At 63.5% G+C, this 21,579-nt stretch carries 23 protein-coding genes and 1 tRNA gene; 6 read left to right on the plus strand and 18 right to left on the minus strand.

Features of this window, described 5'->3' with window-relative positions:
• The 16 genes from QPW08_RS02855 to QPW08_RS02930 all read right to left on the minus strand — a co-directional run bounded on the left by QPW08_RS02855 (position 1) and on the right by QPW08_RS02930 (position 14,506).
• Positions 1–420 (minus strand): GPW/gp25 family protein, encoded by a 420-nt coding sequence (locus QPW08_RS02855; protein WP_284124234.1) that lies wholly within the window; start codon positions 418–420, stop codon positions 1–3.
• Positions 421–1,998 (minus strand): hypothetical protein, encoded by a 1,578-nt coding sequence (locus QPW08_RS02860; protein WP_284124235.1) that lies wholly within the window; start codon positions 1,996–1,998, stop codon positions 421–423.
• The gene (locus QPW08_RS02865) at positions 1,992–2,672 is read right to left on the minus strand and encodes a phage baseplate assembly protein V (protein ID WP_284124236.1); all 681 of its coding nucleotides are present in this window, start codon (positions 2,670–2,672) and stop codon (positions 1,992–1,994) included. Before QPW08_RS02865 ends, QPW08_RS02860 begins: the two co-directional genes overlap by 7 nt.
• A gap of 1 nt (position 2,673) precedes the next feature.
• Complete coding sequence (locus tag QPW08_RS02870; RefSeq protein WP_284124238.1) at positions 2,674–3,765, minus strand: phage late control D family protein; 1,092 nt, start codon at positions 3,763–3,765, stop codon at positions 2,674–2,676.
• Positions 3,766–3,774: 9 nt separating this feature from the next.
• Positions 3,775–3,945, minus strand: coding sequence for a hypothetical protein (locus QPW08_RS02875; RefSeq protein WP_284124240.1), 171 nt, complete (start codon positions 3,943–3,945; stop codon positions 3,775–3,777).
• Positions 3,946–3,949: 4 nt separating this feature from the next.
• Positions 3,950–5,185: a CIS tube protein gene (locus QPW08_RS02880; RefSeq protein ID WP_284124241.1), complete on the minus strand. Its 1,236-nt coding sequence runs from the start codon at positions 5,183–5,185 to the stop codon at positions 3,950–3,952.
• Complete coding sequence (locus QPW08_RS02885; RefSeq protein ID WP_284124242.1) at positions 5,182–5,667, minus strand: phage tail protein; 486 nt, start codon at positions 5,665–5,667, stop codon at positions 5,182–5,184. The genes QPW08_RS02880 and QPW08_RS02885 overlap by 4 nt, the downstream gene beginning before the upstream one ends.
• Entirely contained in the window at positions 5,664–7,511 is a 1,848-nt protein-coding gene (locus QPW08_RS02890; RefSeq protein WP_284124243.1) for a hypothetical protein, read from the minus strand. Before QPW08_RS02890 ends, QPW08_RS02885 begins: the two co-directional genes overlap by 4 nt.
• A gap of 5 nt (positions 7,512–7,516) precedes the next feature.
• Positions 7,517–7,972: a phage tail protein gene (locus tag QPW08_RS02895; RefSeq protein ID WP_284124244.1), complete on the minus strand. Its 456-nt coding sequence runs from the start codon at positions 7,970–7,972 to the stop codon at positions 7,517–7,519.
• Between the two features lie 11 nt (positions 7,973–7,983).
• Positions 7,984–9,771, minus strand: a complete 1,788-nt coding sequence (locus tag QPW08_RS02900) for a phage tail sheath subtilisin-like domain-containing protein (RefSeq protein WP_284124247.1) — start codon at positions 9,769–9,771, stop codon at positions 7,984–7,986.
• A 16-nt stretch (positions 9,772–9,787) separates the two neighbouring features.
• A complete protein-coding gene (locus QPW08_RS02905; protein WP_284124248.1) occupies positions 9,788–10,624 on the minus strand; it encodes a hypothetical protein in 837 nt (278 codons plus the stop codon).
• Complete coding sequence (locus QPW08_RS02910) at positions 10,624–11,214, minus strand: DUF4255 domain-containing protein (protein ID WP_284124249.1); 591 nt, start codon at positions 11,212–11,214, stop codon at positions 10,624–10,626. The genes QPW08_RS02905 and QPW08_RS02910 overlap by 1 nt, the downstream gene beginning before the upstream one ends.
• A gap of 3 nt (positions 11,215–11,217) precedes the next feature.
• Positions 11,218–11,496, minus strand: a complete 279-nt coding sequence (locus tag QPW08_RS02915; protein WP_284124250.1) for a DUF3467 domain-containing protein — start codon at positions 11,494–11,496, stop codon at positions 11,218–11,220.
• Between the two features lie 249 nt (positions 11,497–11,745).
• Entirely contained in the window at positions 11,746–13,056 is a 1,311-nt protein-coding gene (locus QPW08_RS02920; RefSeq protein WP_284124251.1) for a sigma-54 interaction domain-containing protein, read from the minus strand.
• A gap of 381 nt (positions 13,057–13,437) precedes the next feature.
• Positions 13,438–13,524, minus strand: a tRNA-Leu gene (locus tag QPW08_RS02925).
• A gap of 115 nt (positions 13,525–13,639) precedes the next feature.
• Positions 13,640–14,506, minus strand: coding sequence for an MJ0042-type zinc finger domain-containing protein (locus QPW08_RS02930; RefSeq protein WP_284124252.1), 867 nt, complete (start codon positions 14,504–14,506; stop codon positions 13,640–13,642).
• Positions 14,507–14,661: 155 nt separating this feature from the next.
• On the opposite strand from QPW08_RS02930, the gene ftsE reads away from it, so the two are divergent.
• Genes ftsE through QPW08_RS02950 form a run of 4 tightly spaced genes read left to right on the plus strand, consistent with a single transcriptional unit; the run spans position 14,662 to position 17,545 of the window.
• Entirely contained in the window at positions 14,662–15,396 is a 735-nt protein-coding gene (gene ftsE / locus QPW08_RS02935) for a cell division ATP-binding protein FtsE (RefSeq protein ID WP_284124253.1), read from the plus strand.
• Positions 15,393–16,328 (plus strand): cell division protein FtsX, encoded by a 936-nt coding sequence (locus QPW08_RS02940; RefSeq protein WP_284124254.1) that lies wholly within the window; start codon positions 15,393–15,395, stop codon positions 16,326–16,328. Before ftsE ends, QPW08_RS02940 begins: the two co-directional genes overlap by 4 nt.
• The gene (locus QPW08_RS02945; protein ID WP_284124255.1) at positions 16,325–16,855 is read left to right on the plus strand and encodes a YdcF family protein; all 531 of its coding nucleotides are present in this window, start codon (positions 16,325–16,327) and stop codon (positions 16,853–16,855) included. The genes QPW08_RS02940 and QPW08_RS02945 overlap by 4 nt, the downstream gene beginning before the upstream one ends.
• A gap of 9 nt (positions 16,856–16,864) precedes the next feature.
• On the plus strand, positions 16,865–17,545 hold the full coding sequence (locus QPW08_RS02950; RefSeq protein ID WP_284124256.1) for a lysophospholipid acyltransferase family protein: 681 nt from the start codon (positions 16,865–16,867) through the stop codon (positions 17,543–17,545).
• Here QPW08_RS02950 and QPW08_RS02955 read toward each other — a convergent pair.
• The gene (locus QPW08_RS02955) at positions 17,542–18,456 is read right to left on the minus strand and encodes a prephenate/arogenate dehydrogenase family protein (RefSeq protein WP_284124257.1); all 915 of its coding nucleotides are present in this window, start codon (positions 18,454–18,456) and stop codon (positions 17,542–17,544) included. The genes QPW08_RS02950 and QPW08_RS02955 overlap by 4 nt on opposite strands.
• Positions 18,453–19,553: a histidinol-phosphate transaminase gene (gene hisC / locus QPW08_RS02960; protein ID WP_284124258.1), complete on the minus strand. Its 1,101-nt coding sequence runs from the start codon at positions 19,551–19,553 to the stop codon at positions 18,453–18,455. The genes QPW08_RS02955 and hisC overlap by 4 nt, the downstream gene beginning before the upstream one ends.
• A gap of 103 nt (positions 19,554–19,656) precedes the next feature.
• On the opposite strand from hisC, the gene metX reads away from it, so the two are divergent.
• Together metX and metW are read left to right on the plus strand one after the other, a co-directional pair.
• Positions 19,657–20,766: a homoserine O-acetyltransferase MetX gene (gene metX, locus QPW08_RS02965; protein ID WP_284126287.1), complete on the plus strand. Its 1,110-nt coding sequence runs from the start codon at positions 19,657–19,659 to the stop codon at positions 20,764–20,766.
• Positions 20,759–21,364, plus strand: a complete 606-nt coding sequence (gene metW, locus QPW08_RS02970) for a methionine biosynthesis protein MetW (protein WP_284124259.1) — start codon at positions 20,759–20,761, stop codon at positions 21,362–21,364. Before metX ends, metW begins: the two co-directional genes overlap by 8 nt.
• Positions 21,365–21,579 lie beyond the last annotated feature (215 nt).

Consider the following 21,579-nt stretch of genomic DNA (forward strand, 5'->3'; position numbering starts at 1 on the left):
TCAGCTTCCCAAGGCAAAATCGAAATGGAATTGATGCGCGGTGCCTGTGCGCTTGATGCGATAGGCGAGCTCGACCCGCACGGCGTCGGGCCGGCCTTCGATCTCCCACACATCGACCGCGTCGAGCATGATCCGGCGCTCCCAACGGTCGACCGACTTCTGCACCAGGTCGCGGATGCGACGCCGCGACCCCAGGGTGTTGGGCTGATGCAGCATGACCTCGAGCCCGGCACCGAAGCTCGGCTGGAGCAGCATCTCGCCGGGCTGGGTAAGCAGGATCACCTTGATCTGGTCGCGGATCGAGCGGTCGAGATCGGGATAGAGCAAACTGCCTGCGATAGGCGTGGGCGACAGCGGCCAACCCAACTGGAGCCGGGGAAGATGCGAGGGGCGTGGGGCGAGGAGGGGCTTGGCGCTCATCTATCCACTCACCTTCTTCGGGAAGGGGATGCAGATGCGGATGAACGGCAACCACCAGAACAGGATGTGAAACAGCGACAGGAAGATCTGCAGCACTATGAACGCACAGATCGTGATGATCGGGATCGAGAAGCCGCAGATCATGCCCCAGCCGAGCTTGTCGGCTGGCTGTTCGCCTTCCATCAGCTTGTCGAGCTTGAGCCCCGACATGAACTTCTGGATGTCTTCCGGTACCTTGAATGCGACATTGGGCATTATTTTACCCTTGAGACCCGTAGGGCTTGGAAGTTCGATGATCTTGGGAGGGGCTTCGCCGCCTTCGTACCAGGGCACGATGGTGACGTCGGGGCGCGGCTCGGTCCACACCGTCTGCGGTGGGCAACCGCAGTCGGACCGATCGACCCGGACGAATGCCTGGAGTTCGTACTGCGCGTCGAGGTTCTGGTAGCGTGTTTCTCCCGGGCTCAGCTCGGCCCAGCGCGCTTGCACCGCCTCCAGCGCCGCTTCGACGATATCGGTCTCTTGCGCCTGGGTGAAGGAAGGCCAGCTGATCGGCAGCGGCTGGTGCGTGATGGCAGGGTTGCGCTCCACCAGCGACTGGTTGGCGGTCTTGAGGAAGTCATAGAAATCTGTGTTGGTGGTCTGCCCGTGCAGCTTGACGCTATAGCGCCCCAATTCAGTGCGAAGCGCAGCGCCGGGCGGGTCTTCGAGGAACAGGCCGGTTTCCTGCGAGAGATAGCGCAGTGCTGACAACACGACATCGAGCGAGGCTGACGGATTGGCGGCACTGGCAGTGAGGACTGTTTGATTGGCGGCTGGAGCAATCGGAGCTTCGTCATCCTTTCGCGCGGTGCTCCACAGCAAGCTGGGCAGGCGTTCGCGAATGTCGCCTTCCGAGAAGGGCGCAGACGGTGCCGCATCCTCTTCGGAACGCTCCTCAGACGTAACCGGCAGGTAGCCATAGAGGATGGTCTTGCCAAGCTTCCTGCAGAGTTCGTCAGGCGCAGCGAAGAGCGGGGTGAAGCTCTCGCTCGCGTCCTGCTCTTCGCTGGAGAGGCCGGTGGCTCTGGACAGTACCTTGCTGTTGCGGCCCTGAGCAGCAAGCTGTCGATATTCCGCAGAGACATCGGGGGCAAAGCGCCCAGTGCCGCCTGTCACAGGTCTCCAGCCGAGGATCTTTCCTTCGCGGGTCTTCCAGCCATAGAGGCCGGAGGCATAGGTCGCATAAGTGTCGCCCGGACCCGCAGCATTGGCTTCAGCCGCGCTGACATTTCGGCGCATGGTGACCCCAGCACCCAGGATCTTCTTCGGGTCGAGCCGCGGCATGCCTTCGACTTCGCAGGCGACTTCGACGGCCACGAGGTTGAAGGCCCGGTGGACCGGCTGAAACAACCGCCCGTTACGCGCGCCAAAGGCATCGCGAGGGCCGAGCGCCTGCCGCCCTTCGTCGGTTTCCAGGCGGGTCAGGAACCAGCCAAGGAAGTCCTGCTCGATAATCGACAGGACCGTGGGCCCGGAAGTATCGGAGGAAAGGCCAGGCAAAGACAGGCCGCGCAATATGACGGGATGCCCTACCATATGTTGCCCGCCCCCGGTGTGTAGGTGCTGGCGACGACTGTGGTCGCGATCATGGTGTCGCACTGGACGACGCCGGAGAACTTGGAGAGCCCGGCGTTGACTGTCACCATGCCGGAATTCACTTCGATCGTGCTGGCATCGATGGTGACCTTGGCTCCGGTCTGGACGCTGACGCCAGATGGTTCGATGATCATCGAGCCCGAGCCATTGGTAACTTCGACCTTGGTCCCGGCATCGGTCACCACGACCTTGACGCCACCGGCGGTCTCCATGGTGATTTCCGAACCACCGCTTTCGTCCATCAGGATTTGCGTGCCGCCGCTGCCGGTCAGCGCCCACCGCTTGACCGCGCCGCCATCGACGGGCTCCTCGGCCGGTGTGGCCTCGCCGGTGTAGAGTGCGCCCAGCACGATCGGGTAATTCCGGTCACCGGCAACGAAACCAACCACCACCTGATGCCCGACATCGGGCAACATCACCGCGCCGTGTCCATTGCCGGCAAATGGTGCGATCACCCTGGCCCAGATTGACGAGTCCTGGTTTTCCGGCCCGTCAAAGCCGTGGAGCTTGACCTGGACGCGATAGACGCCCTGTGGATCGTCGACATTGATCACTTCGCCATAGGCAAGCGACATACCGGCAATGGTGCTGGCAAGAGGGGTGTGGACGGTCATCTCATCCTCCCCAGAACGCGCATTCAGCGCGGAAATCGGTCACATAGCCGCTGCCGTCGCGGCTGAAGTGATGTTGGGCGTGAGTAACGTAGTAGGTATTCTCGAAGCGCGGGCCGACACCGGACACTTCGAGCAGCGTTCCGACCCGCAGGCTGGGATCGCCGGTGATCGTGCCTTCGGCGCAAACGAAGCGGCGCTGGCGGGCCGAGTGCATGGCATCGGCAATCGCTTGCCCCTCTTCCTGCGTTGAAACCGCAATCTCGCCGATGTGTTCGGAACGGGCAGAGAAATGCTCGTCGAGGAACTCGTGCCCCTTGCGGCCATGCCCGGCGCCGGACTGCACACCGGCACCACTGGTGACATCGAAGCCGGCATTGGCGGCATGATCCCAGCCCGACAGCGTCACTTCGCTGACCTGGTCGGCCAAGTCGGCGAGTGCGCGAAAGCACGTCAGTGTCTGGCCGAACTCGACTTCGCGCGTGCCGCGATCAACCAGTGCGCGCGGCGAGATGTGGAGTTCGGTACCGACAATCTGGAAGTCGACATCGAAGCGGGCGCACACGCGGCGCAGGAAGCCGAGGTCGGTCTCGTTCGCCTGCACTTCCTGCGGGATGCTCATGTCGAGTTCGGCAGCAACCACGGTCAGCCCGCTTTCCTGCGCGACGGCATCAACGAGGTCTCCAAGCGTTACGTCCGTGAATAACTTGGTCCGCCGCTGCAGCCGGGCGCTCTGGAGCTTGTCTTCGGCGAGCACGATCAGCTGAGGGGTGGTCGCACCGTCCATCACCAGTTCGAGGCCGGTGATCTGACCGTGGAAGATTTCCTGGGGATCGTGGTTGGGACCGGTCACCACCCGGATTTCAGCGCCCAGCGACAGCGTGGTGTTGGACGATGTTTCGAACGGCATCTCATTGCCAGAATTTTCGACATTGGCAGCGTTCTTGAAGCTCATTTCCAGCGACGACAGCCCGCCCTCGCTTTCCGTCATCTCCATCGCCTGCAGCAGCAGTGCGGCCATGACGTCTTCTTCGCCATCAACCTCCAACCGGGGGATGGCATTGTAGAAGAGGAGGGATTCGCTCGGTTGAGTCATGCCGCCCCCTCAATCCGCTCGCAGCCGCTGAGCGCGTGCTTCGGAACGGCGAATCTGGGCGATGATCCGCCGCGTTTCGACGGTGGCATCACCTGGTTGTTCGGTGGGTGGCTGGGCAGTCTTGGTCGGAGCCACCGGCTTGATGGCTTCGGCTGTCACTTCCTCGATGATTACCGGCATCGGCTCAGCCCTCCCCGAATGTAATGGATGTGCCGACCTTGGCCGACAGGCTGCCGCCGCTTTCCACCTTGAGCGCACCACCGAGCGAAGCGGAGCCGGTGGTGGCGGTCTTGGCGACAGTGACAGTGGGCAGCTTGACCGGTTTCAGCTCGAGCTTCGGTGGCTTGGTGGAGAGTCCGGAGAAGGCTCCCGTCGTGCCTCCTGCAGTAAATCCTGCGCCTGCAGACAGTCCCCCCCCGATGCTCGCGCCGGCGCTGGCTCCAAAACTTGCCCCTGCCGAAACACCCAGGCTGGCTCCTGCAGAGGCTCCGAAACCTGCCCCCGCAGACACGCCGAATCCGGCCCCTGCCGATGCTCCAAAGCCAACGCCTCCGGAGACACCAAAACCCGCCCCGGCCGATGCGCCGATCCCGATGCCGGCTCCCGCGCTAATACCCCCACCGATGCCCCCACCGATTCCGGCGCTGAGGCCTCCGCCGAGGCCTGCCCCAAGGCTCGCACCGGCTTGGGCGAAGGCAGCCGCGGCACGGCCGAGCTTGCCTGATTTCTCCGGCAAGGCGACCTTGTCGACATTGGGCTGGCGCGGGTCTTCGACCCCATTGGCCGCTGCGGCGGCATTGTCCATGGGGGCATTGGGATCGACCGATTGCTCGACCGCACCGGAGGCGAAGGGATCGTTGTTGACCGCATCGTTGGAATAGGGACCAGCGTCATTGCCTTCGCTGTCTTTCTTCTGGCGCGGGTCGAAACTGCGCTCCTGCTGGGTCAGCGAAATCGAGACTTTGGCCCGCAATGGCACGCCATCGTGCGAGAAGAATTCAAGCGTCTCGGAATAGCTGTCCATATAGCCCTGGAAGACAATCGCCCCCCAGTCGAACTCGACCACCATCGGCGGTGGCAGCGGGTCGCCGCGTTCGACTTCACGAGTGATGTCGAGTGGCTTGAGGAACTTGGCGACTTCATGCGTTCTCTGGCGAACATCGACCCCGGTGTCAGTGGTGTCGAACTGCAACTCCAGGCTCAGCTGGGCTGAGGCTTCGTCGACCAGCTGGGTCGGGCTGTCGCCGGAGCTTTCCTTGAAGTTGTTGGACAGCGAGATGTCGAGCGTTTCGGGGTTGAACTGGACTTCGATGGCCGCCGCATCCTTGTCCGCTTCGGACAGCTGGGCACCGTCCTGGTCGGTGACCGGCTTGAGCTTGGCGTGGACGACATTCACGCCCTGTCCGGCATCGTCGCTCATGCAGCGCTCCCTTCCAGCAGCTTCATGCCTTCATGATTGAGGTGCAGCTCCTCGATTCCGATCTCGCTGGAGGAGGAGGACAGGTCAGCGGCCTTGAGCTTGATCGGCAGGCAGTTGGCGAACTCCCAGCTCATTTGGCCCGAGCCGGTGACATCCTCGGCCGCGCCCAGCATCACCACGCGGGCATTGAGGCGATAGGCATAGGCCCCGTTCGCAACCCCCTGGAACCAGGTCCACAAGCCCCGGTCCGATGTCATCCCGCGCTTGAGCACCAGCGTGGCGAAAGTGGTCTTTCCGGCGCGGTGAATCTCGCCCCAGTTGCGCCCGCCTTCAGTAATGGTGTGCGGCTCCATGCTGGCATCGAAGCCGGCGACTTCGGAGAACTGGCCCGAGCAGATTGGTTGCGCCGCGCCCGAAGACGGATCGTCGATCGTAGTGCTGTGAAAATCGACCCGGAAGCGGAACAGCGGGAGAAAGCTCATGCGGCGATCCTCCCTTGCGCAGCCAGCCCCGGGGCAATGGTGCCATTGGTGGCGAGCAGGCTGACTTCGATGAACTCGATCGAATGGGCTGGGGCGAAGGTTACTTCGGCAATGGCCCGCCCGGCATCGATATCGGCCTGCGACATGGTGTCGCGGCCGCAGCGGACCTGAAACGCTTCTTCTTCGCGCTGGCCGCGCAAGGCACCGGCAGAATGGAGCTGGCGCAACAGCGTGGAGATCACCATGCGTGTGTCGCGCCAGAACAGCTCGCCATTGGCTTCGAAGACGACGCTTTCACCGCGGATGCGGGCTGCGCGCAGGATCAGGGCAGTGAGCCGCCGGATATTGGCCTGGTTGTAGGTGCCCAGCTCAGTCGTCCGGTCAGACAGGATCGTGGGCCCGCGCGCGCCGTAGCCGATCACGCTGATCTGTTCTGCCCGGTCGAAAGAGAGCTCCTCGAGCGCGCCATAGGGAAACTGGCTGGCGGCCAACCTGCGCCCGGCGACGGTTCGCCAGGCCCCAGCGGCCAAGGTGGAGGCTGCAATGTGCCCGGCCAGCAGGCCATCGGCGGGGGTGGCACCAGCCGGCAGGTCGAAGGCGAGGTCGGAAGTGATCCAGGGTGTGACCAGCTGCAGCTGGCGATTGGCCATCCCGGCGCCACTGTTGCCGTCAGTCACGACATCCATCGCGTCGAGTGCGGTCAAAGGGCCGGCGTCTTCATCGATCAGCGGCAGGGCGCACAACACCATAACCTCGGGCGAGATTCGCGCCACCTGTTCACCCGCCCACGCAGCGATCCGCGACCACAGTTCCAGCCCGTCGGCATCGACCGAAGCCGGCTTGGATTCGGCGAGCGCGCCTTGGACAAGCGCAACCGGTTCGGGCGCGCACGGCTGGAACGTCTCTGGTGGACGGGGCAATGCCTCGGCTTCGCGGACGAGGCCCGGTACGGATGCGACCAGCTCGGGCAGGTCCGGTAGCAGGACCATGGCGACATCGGGCAACCCAAGCAGATGGGCGAGACCATGCCACGGAGTGCGGGTAGGGAAGGCACCGGGCAGCTCAGGCACGGTATCGTCCAACAATTCCGCTATCGAAGTAGTGCTGTCGCCGAAGCCGTAGCCCACCAGCGTCGCAAGTGCGGCAACGCGATCGGCCTCGCTGCCATAGAGCGGCGGCGGATCGCCCATTCGCACGATCACCGCCTCCCTGCCACCTGAAGCGAAAAAGCTGCGTAGGGCGACGCCCATGGGTGCGCCCACGCCTTGCGACTGATCGAAGGCAGCGACCGGGAAGCCAAGGGCAGGATGGGTGGAAACGGTGAGCGACCCCGGAGCCGACGAGGCGCGGCGGAATTGCAGCGGGGCCTTGCCGCCAACTGCAGGGAGGATGCTGACCTCGACTCCGTCCAGCCCCGCCGCCAGCGCATCGCGTATGTCGGTCCGGGAAACGGTCCCCGTTGGCAGTTCGACCTGCTGGTCTTCACCATCGAGATTGACCACGAAGGTCGCGTCCACCGCTGACAGTTCGAATTCTGCCTCGAGCGGGCGCGATTCGATCGCCACCTGCCGGTCGAGCCGTCCGCCGGTATCGAACAGCAGCTCGACATCTTCGATCGAGCGCACCCGCACCGGCAGGTCGAGCAGGTCGGGTGAGGCCGGATTGGCCCGGTCTGCCCACCCCTGCTGCGCCAGCTGTGCGGTTAGTGCCAGGCGTGCAGCCTCCGCCTCGGCTCCCGCGCGCAGCGGCAGGAACCCCACGAACATGGCGATATCCATGCGGTTGGGGTCCGCCGCCACCGGCGCAGGCGCAGGCGGGAAACTGATGCCGGGCACGTCGACCATGGGGTTTACGCGACCTGTTCGTACTGGATGTCGCCAGGCGACAGCGTCAGCTCTTCCATCGCCACGTCGCCGCCGCCCTTGGCTGACAGCGAAGGACCGGTGTATTTGGTCGCGAAGCAGTCGATCAGGACCCACTTCTGGACCGCATTGGCCCCTGTCTCGTCCATCAGCGTGATGGTGACGGTCTGCTTGGCGTCATCGACCTTGCCGTCCTGCAAGTCCTTGAACATCTGGAACACGGCATCGGAATTGATGATGCCGCGCTTCAAGGTGATGTCGGTCACCTTGAACATGCCGGGGATCTTGGTGACGACGTTCCGCTTGTCGCTGCCGTTGCGATATTCAGCGACAGTGATCTCGGTCCCGAGGCCAGAGACTTCGGAAAAGCCGCCTTCAATATCCCCGTTGCCGAAAGCGACGGTGAAGTTGAACGCGTTATATGGAGAATTGCGATCAGGCATGGTGTCTCTCCTCAGCTGGTTGCGTCAGCGGTCTTCTGACCGATGCGGAAGATGACGAATTCGGCAGGCTTGATCGCCGCAATGCCGATTTCACAGATGAGCCGCCCGTTATCGAGATCGGCCTGGGTCATGGTCGAACGATCGCAGCGCACGAAATAGGCTTCCTCAGGGCTGGCCCCGAGCAGGGCTCCGGAGCGCCATTCGGCAAACAGGAAGGAAGAGATCGTGTCGGTGATATTCGACCACAGCGCCGGTCCATTCGGCTCGAACACGGCCCACTGGGTCGACCGGTCGATCGAGTTTTCGACATAGTTGAAGTAGCGCCGCACGTTGACATAGATCCATTCCGGATCGCTGCTGATCGTGCGCGCACCCCACACCCTGTTGCCGCGCCCGAAGAAGGTTCGCAGGCAATTGATGCCTTCGGGGTTGAGCACTTCCTGCTCGCCCTTCGACAGCTCGCGTTCGAACCGCAGGGCTCCGCGCACGACTTCGTTGGCGGGTGCTTTCCAGACCCCGCGCTGGACATCGTTGCGGGCATAGATCCCGCACATGAAGCCAGAGGGTGGCAGCGCAAGTTCCTTGGGGATGGTGTCGTCCGAGGGCCGGGCCGAAGGGTTGGGCACGATGACCCACGGATAGTAGAGCGCGGCGTGCTTGCTATCGAGCGCTGCGCGCACATCGCGGGCATCGCCGACCGACTGTGCCGGCGGCGTGTCGAGCACCGCGACACGATACTTCATCCGCTCGGCATGCGAGATCAGCGCATTATGCACGCCTTGCGACGCTGCCGTGGCAGAACTACCCGGAGCAGCGACGATGGAAATATCGTTCACCTCTTCCAGCAGCGCGAGCGCTTCCTCGTAGCTGAGGATTTCGTCATCGGTATCGCTGACGACGCTGGCGTTGCCGTCGAGCCCTCCGGTCAGCTGGTAGGGGACGCTTACCTCGGCATCTGACCCAAACATCGCCAGCCGCAGGGCGTGGGCGGTGGGATCGGGGTCGTCATCGAACCAGTAGGGTTGCGACAAGGCATTGCCGCGGCTGCTGGGAGTTTCGGATAGTGCATCGGGCAGTCGGCGCGGGTGGCCGGGGCCGAACCCGAGGCCTTCCAGAACGATCGGGCCGCCTTCGGCATCATCGGTCGAGCTTGTCGCACCTGGCCTGATTTCGAGATTGACTGTTACGAGCTGTGCGTCGGCGGGCACCGCCGCGAGATTTAGCGCGTCGGAACCATCACCAGCGGGGGTCTCGACATTCCAGACGCCATCGGCAGCCTTCACGAAATACGTGTTGCCACCGGTCTGAACCATCGATCCGGTAGGTGCCGCATTCAGCGTTGTAGCCGTTGCCGGAGTCAGTTTCTGGTAGGCAATGATGTAGCCGTTGAGACCGGTCCCGGGCGAACGGGCACGGAAGCTGGCAACCACGGCGTCGCTGGCATCGAGCACGTCGGCGCTGGCGGAATTCGCTGCGATCGTCCGGGTCGACGGGGTCGTGACCTGCTCCGCAGTGAAGGTGCGGGCAATATAGAGTCGTCCGCCGCCATTGTCGAAGAACGCCTTGGCCGCATGGGCCACAAAGTTCGTACCCGGTGTCCCACCAACCGACAGATTGGCGAGCCCGCCATAGATCCGCTCGAACTCACCGAAGCTAGTGATGACATCGGATGCCATGCCGAGCGGTCCCTTGCGGGTCGGGCCGACGAAGGCGGTGGTGCTGGTGCCCACCCCCTGGATCGATTTGGCGCGAAAGCTAGTCTCTTCGACATACACGCCAGGAGCTAGATATTCAGGCATTGTGAGACCTCCGTTCCTATGTCTCAGGTTCGAGCAGGAAGCTGAGGCCGTCCGCGAGGATGCGGCCTGTCTCCAGCTCCAGTGTCGGCAGGTCCCCGGCAACGGGCACCCAAGTCTGGCCGCTTGCAGTTATGGCGTCCGGGTCGGTCGGCCATGGCAGGCCCGGGGCAGTTTCGATTTGGAGCCGCGTGGCGACTTTCTTGGTCCCGACCGGCGCTGGGGCCGGTGCGGGCGTTGGTGCCGGGGTCGGCACCGGAGCGGGGGTCGGGGATGGCGTCGGGCCGACCGTGAAATCGATGATCGGGATGCCGACCGCGAGCGCCAGAACTTCGCCGCGAGCATCCGAGATGCCGCTGCCCAGCAACTGGTCGTCGCTGTCGCGCACCAGGCCGACACGAGCGCCTGCCAGCGGGATTTCGCCGCCGGGAACCTGTTGTCTCAGCGTTGCTCGGATTCCCGACCAGTTCTGGCCGACCGGCCCTGCAGGCGAGAGGAACATCTCGACCGGGATCGGGTTGCCAGCCTGCGCCCCGCGCGGCAGGCCGATGGTGTGCGTACGGGGCAGGTAGCGGCCGGTCGGATCGGCGATCTGGATCGGGAAGTCGATGGCACCATCGGCGAGCCCGCCCGGCGCTGCATCGAAGGCGTCGAGGTGATTGCTCAATTGCTGTTCCTGCAGAGTACGCGGAACAAGTCCGTTGACGACATGAAGCCCCGAGCGATTGCGCACGAAGCGCAAGCTGGGCGAAGACAGCAGCATGGGTGCAGTGATCCGCTCGCCCGTCGCTGCATCGAGCAGTTCCAGCGCCCCAAGCACCCGGCGGTCGATCAGCGAGCGGGACGGGGCGAGCATCAGGCCTGCTCCTCTTCCAGCTGCGCATGTTCGAAGCGGGTCGCGATGACATTAGCGGCATCGGCCAGTGGCGGGGCATCGATATGGACAACCCGCGCGACATAAGTCGTGGAGAGCCGATAGGTCGGCTCCATCACGTCCCAGATCCGGCACAGGTCTTCCTGGGTAATATTGGTCGGCGAGATCTGGATGCTCTCATCCTTGCGCCAGCCGCCGACCTGCATCAGCGTGGAAGCGTCGAGATTGGGGCTCCAGTGCAGCTGCGCCATTACCCAGGCCATCAGCAGCTGCTCGGTGTGTTTGCTGTCGCTCCAGACGGTGACCATGTAATGCAGGTCGAGCGGCAGCGCGCGCGAGGTTGGCGGGGCATTCCGCCGCGCTCCTGCGGGATGCAGGTACTGCGCAATCGACATGCGATAGAGAAACAGCGAGATGGTGTTCTCAGTGAAGCTGTCGGCCTCGGAGAAATCGGCGCTCTTGGCCAGTTCGAACCGGCACGGATGGTCGTCCCGCAGTTCGGTCGGGTAGATATTGCGCAGGTACTGGACCAGCGATTCACCGACCGAATAGGCTGCCGAGAAGCCTGCCATCGCTCAGTTCCCTCCCTTGCTGCGGCCGAGGCCATAGGTCTCGTCGTAGCGGCGGCATTCGGCCCGGATGAGGTCGCCCAGCTGGCGGAAATAGGCTGGCGATGTGCGCAAACGGCTTTTCACCCGCACTGACTGGTCGGCTTCCGATGCTTGTCCGAAATCGAGTTCAGCGGTGGAAAGCGAAAGGGTCACAGCGCAGTGGTTCACGTAGACGGGATCGGGCAGGTCGCGCGCTGCGCTCTCCCCGCTGGTCGGTTCATCCCGGTCACCCTCGTCTGACACGCGGTGTCACTCTCCCTATCGCGCGCAGCATGCGCGGGCCTTGGGAAGCAAGCGGTGTGCCAGAAGTTATGAGACTGTTTCTAAATGATAAAATCTGAATCTATGTATCGGACAAGGTGTCACTTGTTACACATGGCAGTGACACTGGGTTACAGGTGGTACAGCTTGCCGGGCACTGGTCCGGCGACCAGTGTAGAGCACACCATCGCAGGGACAGTTCCGTGCATATCTTGTAGTGTCTTGGGGTTTTCAGGCCTGCTGGAGATGACGGTAGAGCGTCATCCTCGAACAGCCCAGAGTCCGTGCAGCGGCACTCTTGTTGCCATCGCATTCTCGTAGCGCCTCTGCGATTGCCGAGCGGGTCAGGCCCTGGCCATTGGCCGCAGTTTCGACCTGTGACTGCTGGGGAACCGATGGGCTGTTGCCGGGAAGTGACAAGTCTTCGGCGTAGAGCATGCCGCCCTCGTGGCTGATCAATGCCACTTCGATCACGTTGCGTAGTTCACGGGCATTACCCGGCCAGGAATGCCCCTGCAACGCGTCGATCGCACAAGGTGACAGCGTCGGGGCTTCAAGTTTCGACGCCGCCGCCATCTCCCGCAGGAAAAACTCCGCCAGGGGCGCGATGTCATCCCTGCGCTCTGCCAGTGCCGGTACTTTGATCCGCGCGACTGCAATCCGATAGTACAGATCGCTGCGGAAACGACCCGCAGCGACTTCGCTTTCCAAGTCGCGATTTGTAGCGGCTACGATGCGCACATCAAACGCGAGGGGCTCCCTGCCGCCCAAGCGATAGCATTGCCGGGCTTCGATCGCGCGCAAGAGTTTGACCTGTCCAGCCAGGCTCAGCTCGCCAATCTCGTCGAGGAACAACGTGCCGCCATGCGCCAGCGCCAGCTTGCCGGGATAAGAATTCACCGCTCCGCTGAAGGCACCTTTTTCATAGCCAAACAATTCGCCTTCGACGAGGTCGTCGGGAATGGCTCCGCAATTGACTGCCACAAGTGGCCCGCCACAGCGGGCACCACAATTGTGCAGGCCCAGCGCGACCAGCTCCTTGCCTGCACCGGTCGGTCCTTCGATCAGGCAGGTCGTATCGCTGTGACCGATCTTGCGGACCAATTGCCTGAGCCGGTCGATAGCGTTGCTTTCTCCGGCAAGCCCAACCGGATCCTCGAATCCTTCGCTGGTGGAACTCGGCTTGCAACGACCGAAATGGGTGTGGAGGCGGTCTAGCGATTCCGGATGCGAGAGGTCGGCCGGCACTACATCACTGGCCCCGGCCCGCATGCAGGCGATGATGTGGTCGGCGCGTTCGCTGTCGCCGAGTACGATGGTGGTCATGTCTGGTTGCTGCGCTGTCAGGTCGCGGACAAGCTCGGCGTCGCGGTCGCTTTTGATCAGCGCCAGCTGTGCGGGCGGTGCCTCGCCGACAGCGTAGCTGCGCGGATCGATACGGGATGCCTGCAAGTGATGCGCCTGGGCCAGTCGGCACAGATGCCTCGCGTGCAATGCATCATCGTCAATGATAACAATATCGGGCGTATCGCGTGTGCCCATAGATTCCCCACCAAACAAGACCTGCCGGGCCCGTTTCGCTGAATGGAATCCCAAGGATATCCAGCCTTGGCAAACTGTCAGAAACGAGCGTTGTGCGACCTCGTCCTGTTGTGGTCCCCGCGATCGACATTCACAGCGAAAGACAACCAACGCCCTGTCGGAACCACCAATGACATTCTTTTGGAATGCGACTCGGATTTACATTCAAAATGGATTGAGTCCAAGCACAATGACGGTCGAGTGCATGGTGTTCGTGCGGTTAATCACTCAACTGGGCGCAGAACCTCGGATAATATTCAGTCGAATCTAAGCCAGTTCATTGACCCGCGACCAAGCGACTTCGCTATCGTGGATGGAATTGTTCCATGACCAGGAAAGGATTGGTGCGGTCGAGAAGACTCGAACTTCCACGGGCGTTAGCCCACAACGACCTCAACGTTGCGCGTCTACCAGTTCCGCCACGACCGCACACAGTCAGGACCGCCAATTGCAGGTCCCGGGGTAGGTAGGAGCGCGCCCCTAGCAGCGAGTCTTGGAGCCTGCAAGCCGGTTTGCGCGATTGGGTGCGCGCGGCGCGAAAAAGTCAGCTGGGGCTCCAGCCGATGCGTGCCGTCCGGGCGCGCTTCGGCACTTCGTTATTGGCTTCGTTGATGGATACGCTCTCACCTGGAGCCAATGTTTCCACGGGCGGGACGATCTCCCAGCGATACACCCGCTGGTTGCTGGCATCGTAGAGCGCGATCAGCACGTTGGGCACGCGCCGCGTCTCACGCCCGACATTTGTGATCGTGCCGCTCACAGCAAACAGGATGCTGTCATTGGGAAGCGTACGCCGGTCTTGCTGGTCGGGTGGGAAATCGAGCACGAGGTCGGGCTGGTCGAGCCCGAACGTCGGCTTGCTGACCGGCAGCCAGTCAGGCGGCCCATAATAGGATACGAAGCCAATCGTTCCGACTGCCAGCAGCGCGAAGACGGCGGCGACTGCGGTCCATATCTTGAGCGGGTTGCGACGCGGCTTGAACGGGGGTTCGTAGTCGAACTGCGAATAGTCCGCATCGGGCTCCGGCATGGGCGTCGGTGGAGGGGATGGTTCACCAACTGGCGGGGGACCTTCCAGCGCTCCGCTGTGATCGGGTTCATCCTCATAACCCTCATCGTAAGCATCTTCTCGCTCGACGTAGGGGTCTTCTCTCTGTGGCTCCGGGGTTACTTTGACACCGTCCGCCTCATCCGGTTCGGGTGATGGCGCGGGTGGGGGCGGAGGAGGCGCGGGCGGCGGAGGCGGCGGCGGTGATGGTTCGACTTCCTGGTCGCCTGTCAGTTCCAGCTCGGGCCCGTCCTGGAACCAGCTATGCTTGCATTTGGCGCAGCGCACCGTCCGGCCTTCGATACCGATGGCGCTATCGGGCACCACATAGCGGGTGGAACAGGCAGGACAGGCGATGATCATCGGAATACCGCCTTACGCCGTCGAAGGAATCGCTGGCAAGGTCGCGTGCGGTGGATGCAATTGTGCTTGCCGCTTTTTTCCACATGGAAGGGCCGCTATAGCCCTCGTAAGTCCATGTCCCGTGCCGCCACGCCCCAAATTCGAGAGGTCCGATAATGTCCGAAGGTGACGAAGAGGTCGTGACCTTCGACAATGTCGGGCTGCGCTATGGCACCGGAAAGGAAGTGCTGAGCGATGTCAGTTTTACATTGTGGCCTGGCAGTTTCTACTTCCTCACCGGGGCGAGTGGTGCCGGCAAGACCTCACTGCTCAAGCTGCTTTACCTTGCCCAGCGGCCGTCGCGCGGCGTGATTCGCATGTTCGGCACCGACGTCATTACCCTGCCGCGAGCGCACTTGCCCAACTACCGCCGCCGACTGGGGGTCGTGTTCCAGGACTTCCGGCTCGTTCCTCACCTGTCGGCTTATGACAATATCGCGCTGCCGCTGCGCGTGTCCGGGGTTTCCGAGGCCGAGCTGACCAAGCCTGTCACCGACATGCTCGAATGGGTCGGCCTTGCGCATCGGGCCGAAGCGCGACCGGCGACGCTTTCGGGCGGCGAGCAGCAGCGCGTCGCCATTGCACGGGCGGTGATTGGCCGACCGGACTTGCTGGTAGCAGACGAGCCAACTGGGAACGTCGATCCAGACATGGCAGTCAAGCTGTTGCGCCTGTTCGAAGCGCTGAACCGTCTTGGCACCACGGTCGTTGTTGCCACACACGATCTGCACTTGCTGCAGAAGGTGCCACAATCGATGATCATGCGGCTCGACAAGGGGCGCCTGTCAGACCCGACGGGTGTGCTGCGCAACCCGCCACGTCGGCCGGGCCGCGAGGCACCGATACGATGACCGCCGCTCCACCGACCGAACGCCGCAAGGTCCGGCGTGGACTGGTGCCGTTTCGCGGCGACCGGGCCAATCAGTTGCTGCCACAAGGTAGCCTGGCCGGGCCAGTTCCGTGGGTGATCGCGATCATGGTCGCGCTGACAGTTATCGCGACGGCGGCAGGGCTTGCCTTGAGCAATCTCGCAGACGGTGCCCGGGCCGAACTGTCAGGCGGGGCCACAGTGCAGGTCGTGCAGGCCGATCCGACCGAGCGGATGCGCCAGGCAGAACGCGTGGAACAGATGCTGGCGAATTTCCCGGAAGTAGCGACGGTCCGGCAAGTCCCCGAAAGCGAACTCGAAAGCCTGCTCGAGCCATGGCTCGGTGCAGGGGTCGATGAGGAATCTGTGCCGATCCCGGCGCTGATCGACGTCCGCTTGCGCGAAGAGGCGACACCGGACAAGTTGCGGCGCATGCGTGCGGCGATCCTGCAGGTTGCCCCGGATGCGAGGATCGATGCCCAGTCGACTTGGCTCAGGCCGGTCTTCTCCGCCATCACTTCGCTCCAATATCTCGCGATTGCGCTGGTTGTTCTGTTGGCAGGGACCAGCCTTGCGGCGGTTTTCCTGGCCGCGCGCAGTGCGTTGGGTGCAAATCGCGAAACGATCGAGATCGTCCACCTGCTGGGCGGGACGGATACTCAGATTGCACGCGTCTTCCAGCGGACGGTCGGGGTCGATGCGACCATTGGCGGCACTGCCGGGTTGGTACTCGGCATGGCGGCGGTACTCTTCCTCGGCCGGCAGTTCGCTGCGCTCGACAGCGGTATGGTCGGGGGAGGCGGTCTCGGCTGGCTGGACTGGGTAGCCATTGCTGCAGTTCCCGTAATCACTGTCGCGCTGGCGATGGTCACAGCCCGGCTGACGGTCGTTGCGGCCTTGCGGAAGATGTTGTGATCTGGCGCGGCTTCCTTTTGGTGTTTGTGGCATGGGCGCTTGGCTTCATGTGGTTTGCCGTGTCGCTGCCGGTACCTGTGGCACAAGGTGACACCGACGCGGTGATCGTACCGACAGGAGGGGCAGGTCGCATTCCCCACGGGTTGGAGATCCTGGACGAGAAGAAGGCGCGCCTAATGCTCGTCACTGGCGTCGATACGGATGTTCGGCCAGCCGAATTTGCCGCCGAGTTCGAAGTCTCGATGGAGCGCATGCAGTGCTGCGTGGCGCTGGGCTTCGAAGCACTGGACACTCGTGGCAATGCAGCGGAAACGGCTGACTGGGTTGCTCGTAACAAGATCAAGTCGTTGCGGCTGGTCACGTCGGACTGGCATATGCGGCGTGCTTCAAGCGAGCTGCGCCGCCAGCTGCCGACCAATATCCGTATTGTCGAAGATGCCGTGGCGACCGAGCCTTCGCTCTTCACGCTGTTCCTTGAATACAACAAGCTGCTGGCGAGCTGGCTCTCCGGCGCATTGCCGATCTGAGCCAGAGCCATGCTGGTATTGCGCAACCTCTGCTTCTATGCCGCCTACTACATCGGCAGCACTTTCTACGTCATCATCGCGCTGTTGGCTTTCCTCGCCGACCGCAAGCTGTTTCGCCGCGTGGTCAAGGGCTGGGGCGGCTATCATCGCGATTGCATGCACCTGTTCCTGCACATCGAGATCAAGATGGAAGGCGGCCCGATCGATCAACCGGCACTCTATGCCATCAAGCACGAGAGCTTCTTCGAAGCGCTCGATGCGCCGCAGATGTTCTCCTTCCCGGTGGTGTTTGCGAAGAAAGAGCTCTTCCGCATCCCGGTGTGGGGATATCTTGCGGGCAAATATGGACTGGTGCCGGTCGATCGTAGCGCCGGGGCCAGGGCATTGATGCAGATCATGCGCGAGGCCCGGCAAAAGGCCGACGAGGGGCGTCCGCTGGTGATTTTCCCTGAAGGAACGCGCGTCTCGCACGGTGAACAGCGGCAGCTCCAGTCGGGCTTTTCAGGTATCTACAAGATGGTGAAGCTGCCGGTCGTGCCGGTCGCGGTCGACAGCGGGCCGCTCTATCATCGCCGTCTCAAGAAACCGGGCACCATTACCTATCGATTTGGCGAGCCGATCCCGCCGGGATTGCCACGCGAAGAGGTGGAAGCGCGTACGCTCGCCGCAATCAATGCGCTCAACGGCTAGTGATCGCGGCCGAAGTCGGGGCTTGCGTCGTCCTGGCCTTCGTCGATGATCGAGCGGCGAATGGCGCGGGTGCGGCTGAACAGGTCGTGCAGCGTCTCACCATCGCCTGACCGGATCGCGCGCTGGAGGGCGGTCAGGTCCTCGGTGAAGCGGCCCAGCATCTCCAGCACGGCATCGCGATTGTTGAGGAAGACATCGCGCCACATCACCGGGTCGCTGGCGGCGATGCGGGTGAAATCGCGGAAGCCGCCGGCGGAGTACTTGATCACTTCGCTGCGGGTGACGTCTTCCATGTCGGAGGCCGTGCCGACGATGGTGTAGGCGATCAGGTGCGGGATATGGCTGGTGACCGCAAGCACGAGGTCGTGGTGGTCGGCATCCATGATCTCGACCTTGGCGCCGAGCGTTTGCCACAGCGAGGAAAGCCGGTCAGTCGCCTCTGCAGGTGCGCCTTCGGGCGGGGTTAGGATGCACCAGCGCCCTTCGAACAGGGAAGCGAAACCGGCCTCCGGCCCGCTTTGCTCGGTCCCGGCGACAGGGTGGGCGGGAATGCAAATGTGATCCGGCAGCGCTTCGGCAAGCGCCTTCTGCACTGAGCGCTTGGATGAGCCGACATCGCTGATGATCGCGCCGGCGGGCAGGGCGTGGGCGATATCGCGCGCGGCCTCGGCCATCGCCCCAACGGGTACGCACAGCACGACGAGGTCGGCCTCGGCGACAGCTTCGGCGGCGGTTTCGCAGACGGCCCCGACCAGCCCGCGCTCGGCGGCGCGCTGGCGGGTGGCGGGATCGCGATCGTATCCGGTGGTCGCGACGGCGGGCAGGTGTTCTCGCAGCGCGAGGCCTAGCGAACCGCCGAGCAGGCCGAGGCCGATAATGGCAACCCGCTGGAAGCTCCCAGAACCGCTCATTGCGCTGCCTCCGCTGCTGCAGCGATGGCGGCAGTGATGGCGTCCATGTCGGCCGCGGTGCCGATGGTGATGCGCAAGGCCTGCGGCAGACCCTGCCCGGGCAGGTGGCGCACGGCGTATCCTGCCTCGCCGATCGCTGCGAGTGCAGCCTCGGCGGTAAGCGCGCCTTCGAACAGCACCAGCACGAAGTTGGCCTTGCTCGGCATCGGGCGGATGCCGTGGTTGCCGAGCGCGGCCATGGCATCGGTGAAGCGCGCCAGTTCGCGGGCATTGTGCTCGCGGGTGGTAGTAATGAAATCCTGGTCGTCCAGCGCCGCCACGGTGGTCGCCTGCCCGGCGTTGGTGACATTGAAAGGCCCACGGATGCGATTGAGCGCGTCGATGAGATGCGGCGCTCCGGTGGCCCAGCCGATCCGTTCGCCGGCAAGGCCATAGGCCTTGGAGAAGGTGCGGGTCACCAGCACGTTTTCGTGCGACGCAGCGAGGTCGAACCCGCCATCGTCCTCGCCGGGAGCGAGGTATTCGGCATAGGCCTGGTCGAGCACGAACAGCACATCGCGTGGCAGCCCGGCATGCAGGCGAGCGATGTCAGCGCGCGTTAGGAAGCTGCCGGTCGGGTTGTTGGGATTCGCGACGAAGACCACGCGGGTCCTGTCCGTCACCGCCGCCAGCAGCGCATCGACATCGGTGGCGTAGTCGGCATCGGGTGCTTCCACCGGGGTCGCCCCGCAGCGGCGGGTAGCGATATCGTAGACTGCAAAGCTGTAGCGGCTGAACAGCACTTCGTCGCCCGGCCCGGCAAAGGCCTGCACGGCGAGGTTGAGCAGTTCGTCCGAACCGGTGCCGCAGACGATCCGGGCCGCATCGAGACCGTGGAGCTCGGCCAGCTTCGCCCGCAACTTTGCCGAATCCGGGTCTGGATAGCGCTCGGGCCCGGCATTGGCGCTGAGTGCCTCGAGCGCTCTGGGCGAACACCCGAGCGGGTTCTCATTGGCCGACAGCTTGACCAGCGCACGCCCCCCGGCCCCGGTGGATTTGCCGGGGACATAGGCATGGATCGCTTCGATCCAGGGCTTGATGGTGGGGCGTTGTGACATTGCGGCTTTCGGCCCTTAAAGAAATACGGCCCTTCGACAAGCGCGAGGGCAGCGGTTAAGGGAAGGAAATTCTTTCCCTGTCCCTGTCGTGGCAATCCCATCCGTGTCCAATCCGCATACCACACTGACACTTCCCGAACCCCTGCCGCTCGACAGCGGGCAGGTGCTCGAGCGCGTGGAGATCGCCTATGAGACCTATGGCGAACTGGCCGCAGACCGCTCCAACGCCATCCTGATCTGCCATGCGCTGACGGGTGACCAGTATGTCGCCAGCACCCACCCCATCACCGGCAAGCCCGGCTGGTGGGAACGGATGGTGGGTCCGGGCAAGCCGATCGATACCGATCGCTACCATGTCATCTGCGCCAATGTGATCGGCAGCTGCCTGGGCTCTACCGGTCCGCAGAGCCTTGCGAGCGATGGCGCGCCCTATGCCATGCGTTTCCCCGTCATCACCATCCGCGACATGGTGCGCGCAGCTGTCGGCCTGCTCGATGCGCTGGAGATTGCGCAGCTGCATGCCGTCGTAGGCGGCTCGATGGGCGGGATGCAGGCCTTGAGCCTTGCCGCCAATTTCCCCGATCGCGCCGCGCGCGTGCTCGCCATTGCCACCACCGCGCGGCATTCGGCGCAGAACATCGCGTTCCATGAAGTCGGGCGGCAGGCGATCATGGCCGATCCGGCCTGGTGTGACGGCGACTACTATGGCGAAGACACCGCGCCCGATGCCGGGCTCGCGGTGGCGCGGATGGCGGCGCATATCACCTATCTCAGCGAAGAGGGGCTGACGGAGAAGTTCGGGCGCCGCTTGCAGGCCAAAGAAGACGGAAGGCCCGGCGAAAAGACCTTCGGCTTCGACGCCGATTTCCAGGTCGAAAGCTACCTGCGTTACCAGGGCAGCGGCTTCACCCGCCGCTTCGACGCCAACAGCTACCTCTATATCACCCGCGCGATGGACTATTTCGACTTGGCTGAAGAGCATGGCGGGACACTGGCCGATGCCTTCGCGAGCTCGTCGGCCCGGTTCTGCCTTGTCAGCTTCGACAGCGACTGGCTCTATCCCACGGCGGAAAGCCGCCATGTCGTCCACGCGCTCAATGCCGCGGGCGCACCGGTCAGCTTCGTCGAGCTTTCCGCGCCGTTCGGGCATGACAGCTTCCTGCTCGAAGTGCCCGCGCTAGACCGGGTGGTGAAGGGGTTCCTCGATGGCTGAACCCTCCGTGACCTTGCGCCCCGACCTTGCCACCATCCTCGAGCGGATCGAGCCGGGCAGTCGCGCGCTCGATATCGGGTGCGGCGACGGCGCGCTGATGGCGGCGCTGCGTGACAGCAAGCAGGTCGATGCGCGGGGGATCGAAATCGATGGCGGGCTGGTCGCCGAATGCGTGGCGCGCGGCCTCAGCGTGGTGCAGGGCGATGCCGACCGCGACCTCGCCTTCTATCCAGATGGCGCTTTCGACTATGCCATCCTCAGCCAGACGCTGCAGACCGCCGCGCGGCCTGACCATATGCTGGCCGAGCTGCTGCGTGTCGGCCGCCGCGCCTTCGTCAGCTTCCCCAATTTCGCATACTGGCGGATGCGCTGGGCGCTGGTCAGCAAGGGCCGCATGCCAGTGACGCGGCACTTGCCGGTCAGCTGGTACGAGACCGCCAATATCCACCATGTGACAGTCAAGGATTTTGAGGAACTGGCTGCCAGCCTCGGCATCGCGATCGAGAACCGCTGGTTCTTCACCCGCGAACGCGAGATTGCTCCCGGCGGCTCCAACTGGCGCGCGGAATACGCCCTGTTCGAGGTCAGCAAGGGCTGATTCTTGCGGGCCTGCCGGATGACCCCGGGCCTGCAGAATCGTAAAATCGGGCAAAGCTCCGGGCCACGGCTCATCGCAAGGAAGGCCCGCGCTGCCCCTGTCCTGACCCCTGCCACGGGTCGCGTTCATCTGCGGGCAAGGCGCATCTGAACAGGCGCAGCGTGAGTTTCCGCACATCTGCGTGCGGGGGAATTTCGGGGGCATTGGCAGCCGGG

The sequence above is a fragment of the Parerythrobacter aestuarii genome (genome assembly GCF_030140925.1).
Lineage (GTDB): Bacteria > Pseudomonadota > Alphaproteobacteria > Sphingomonadales > Sphingomonadaceae > Parerythrobacter > Parerythrobacter aestuarii.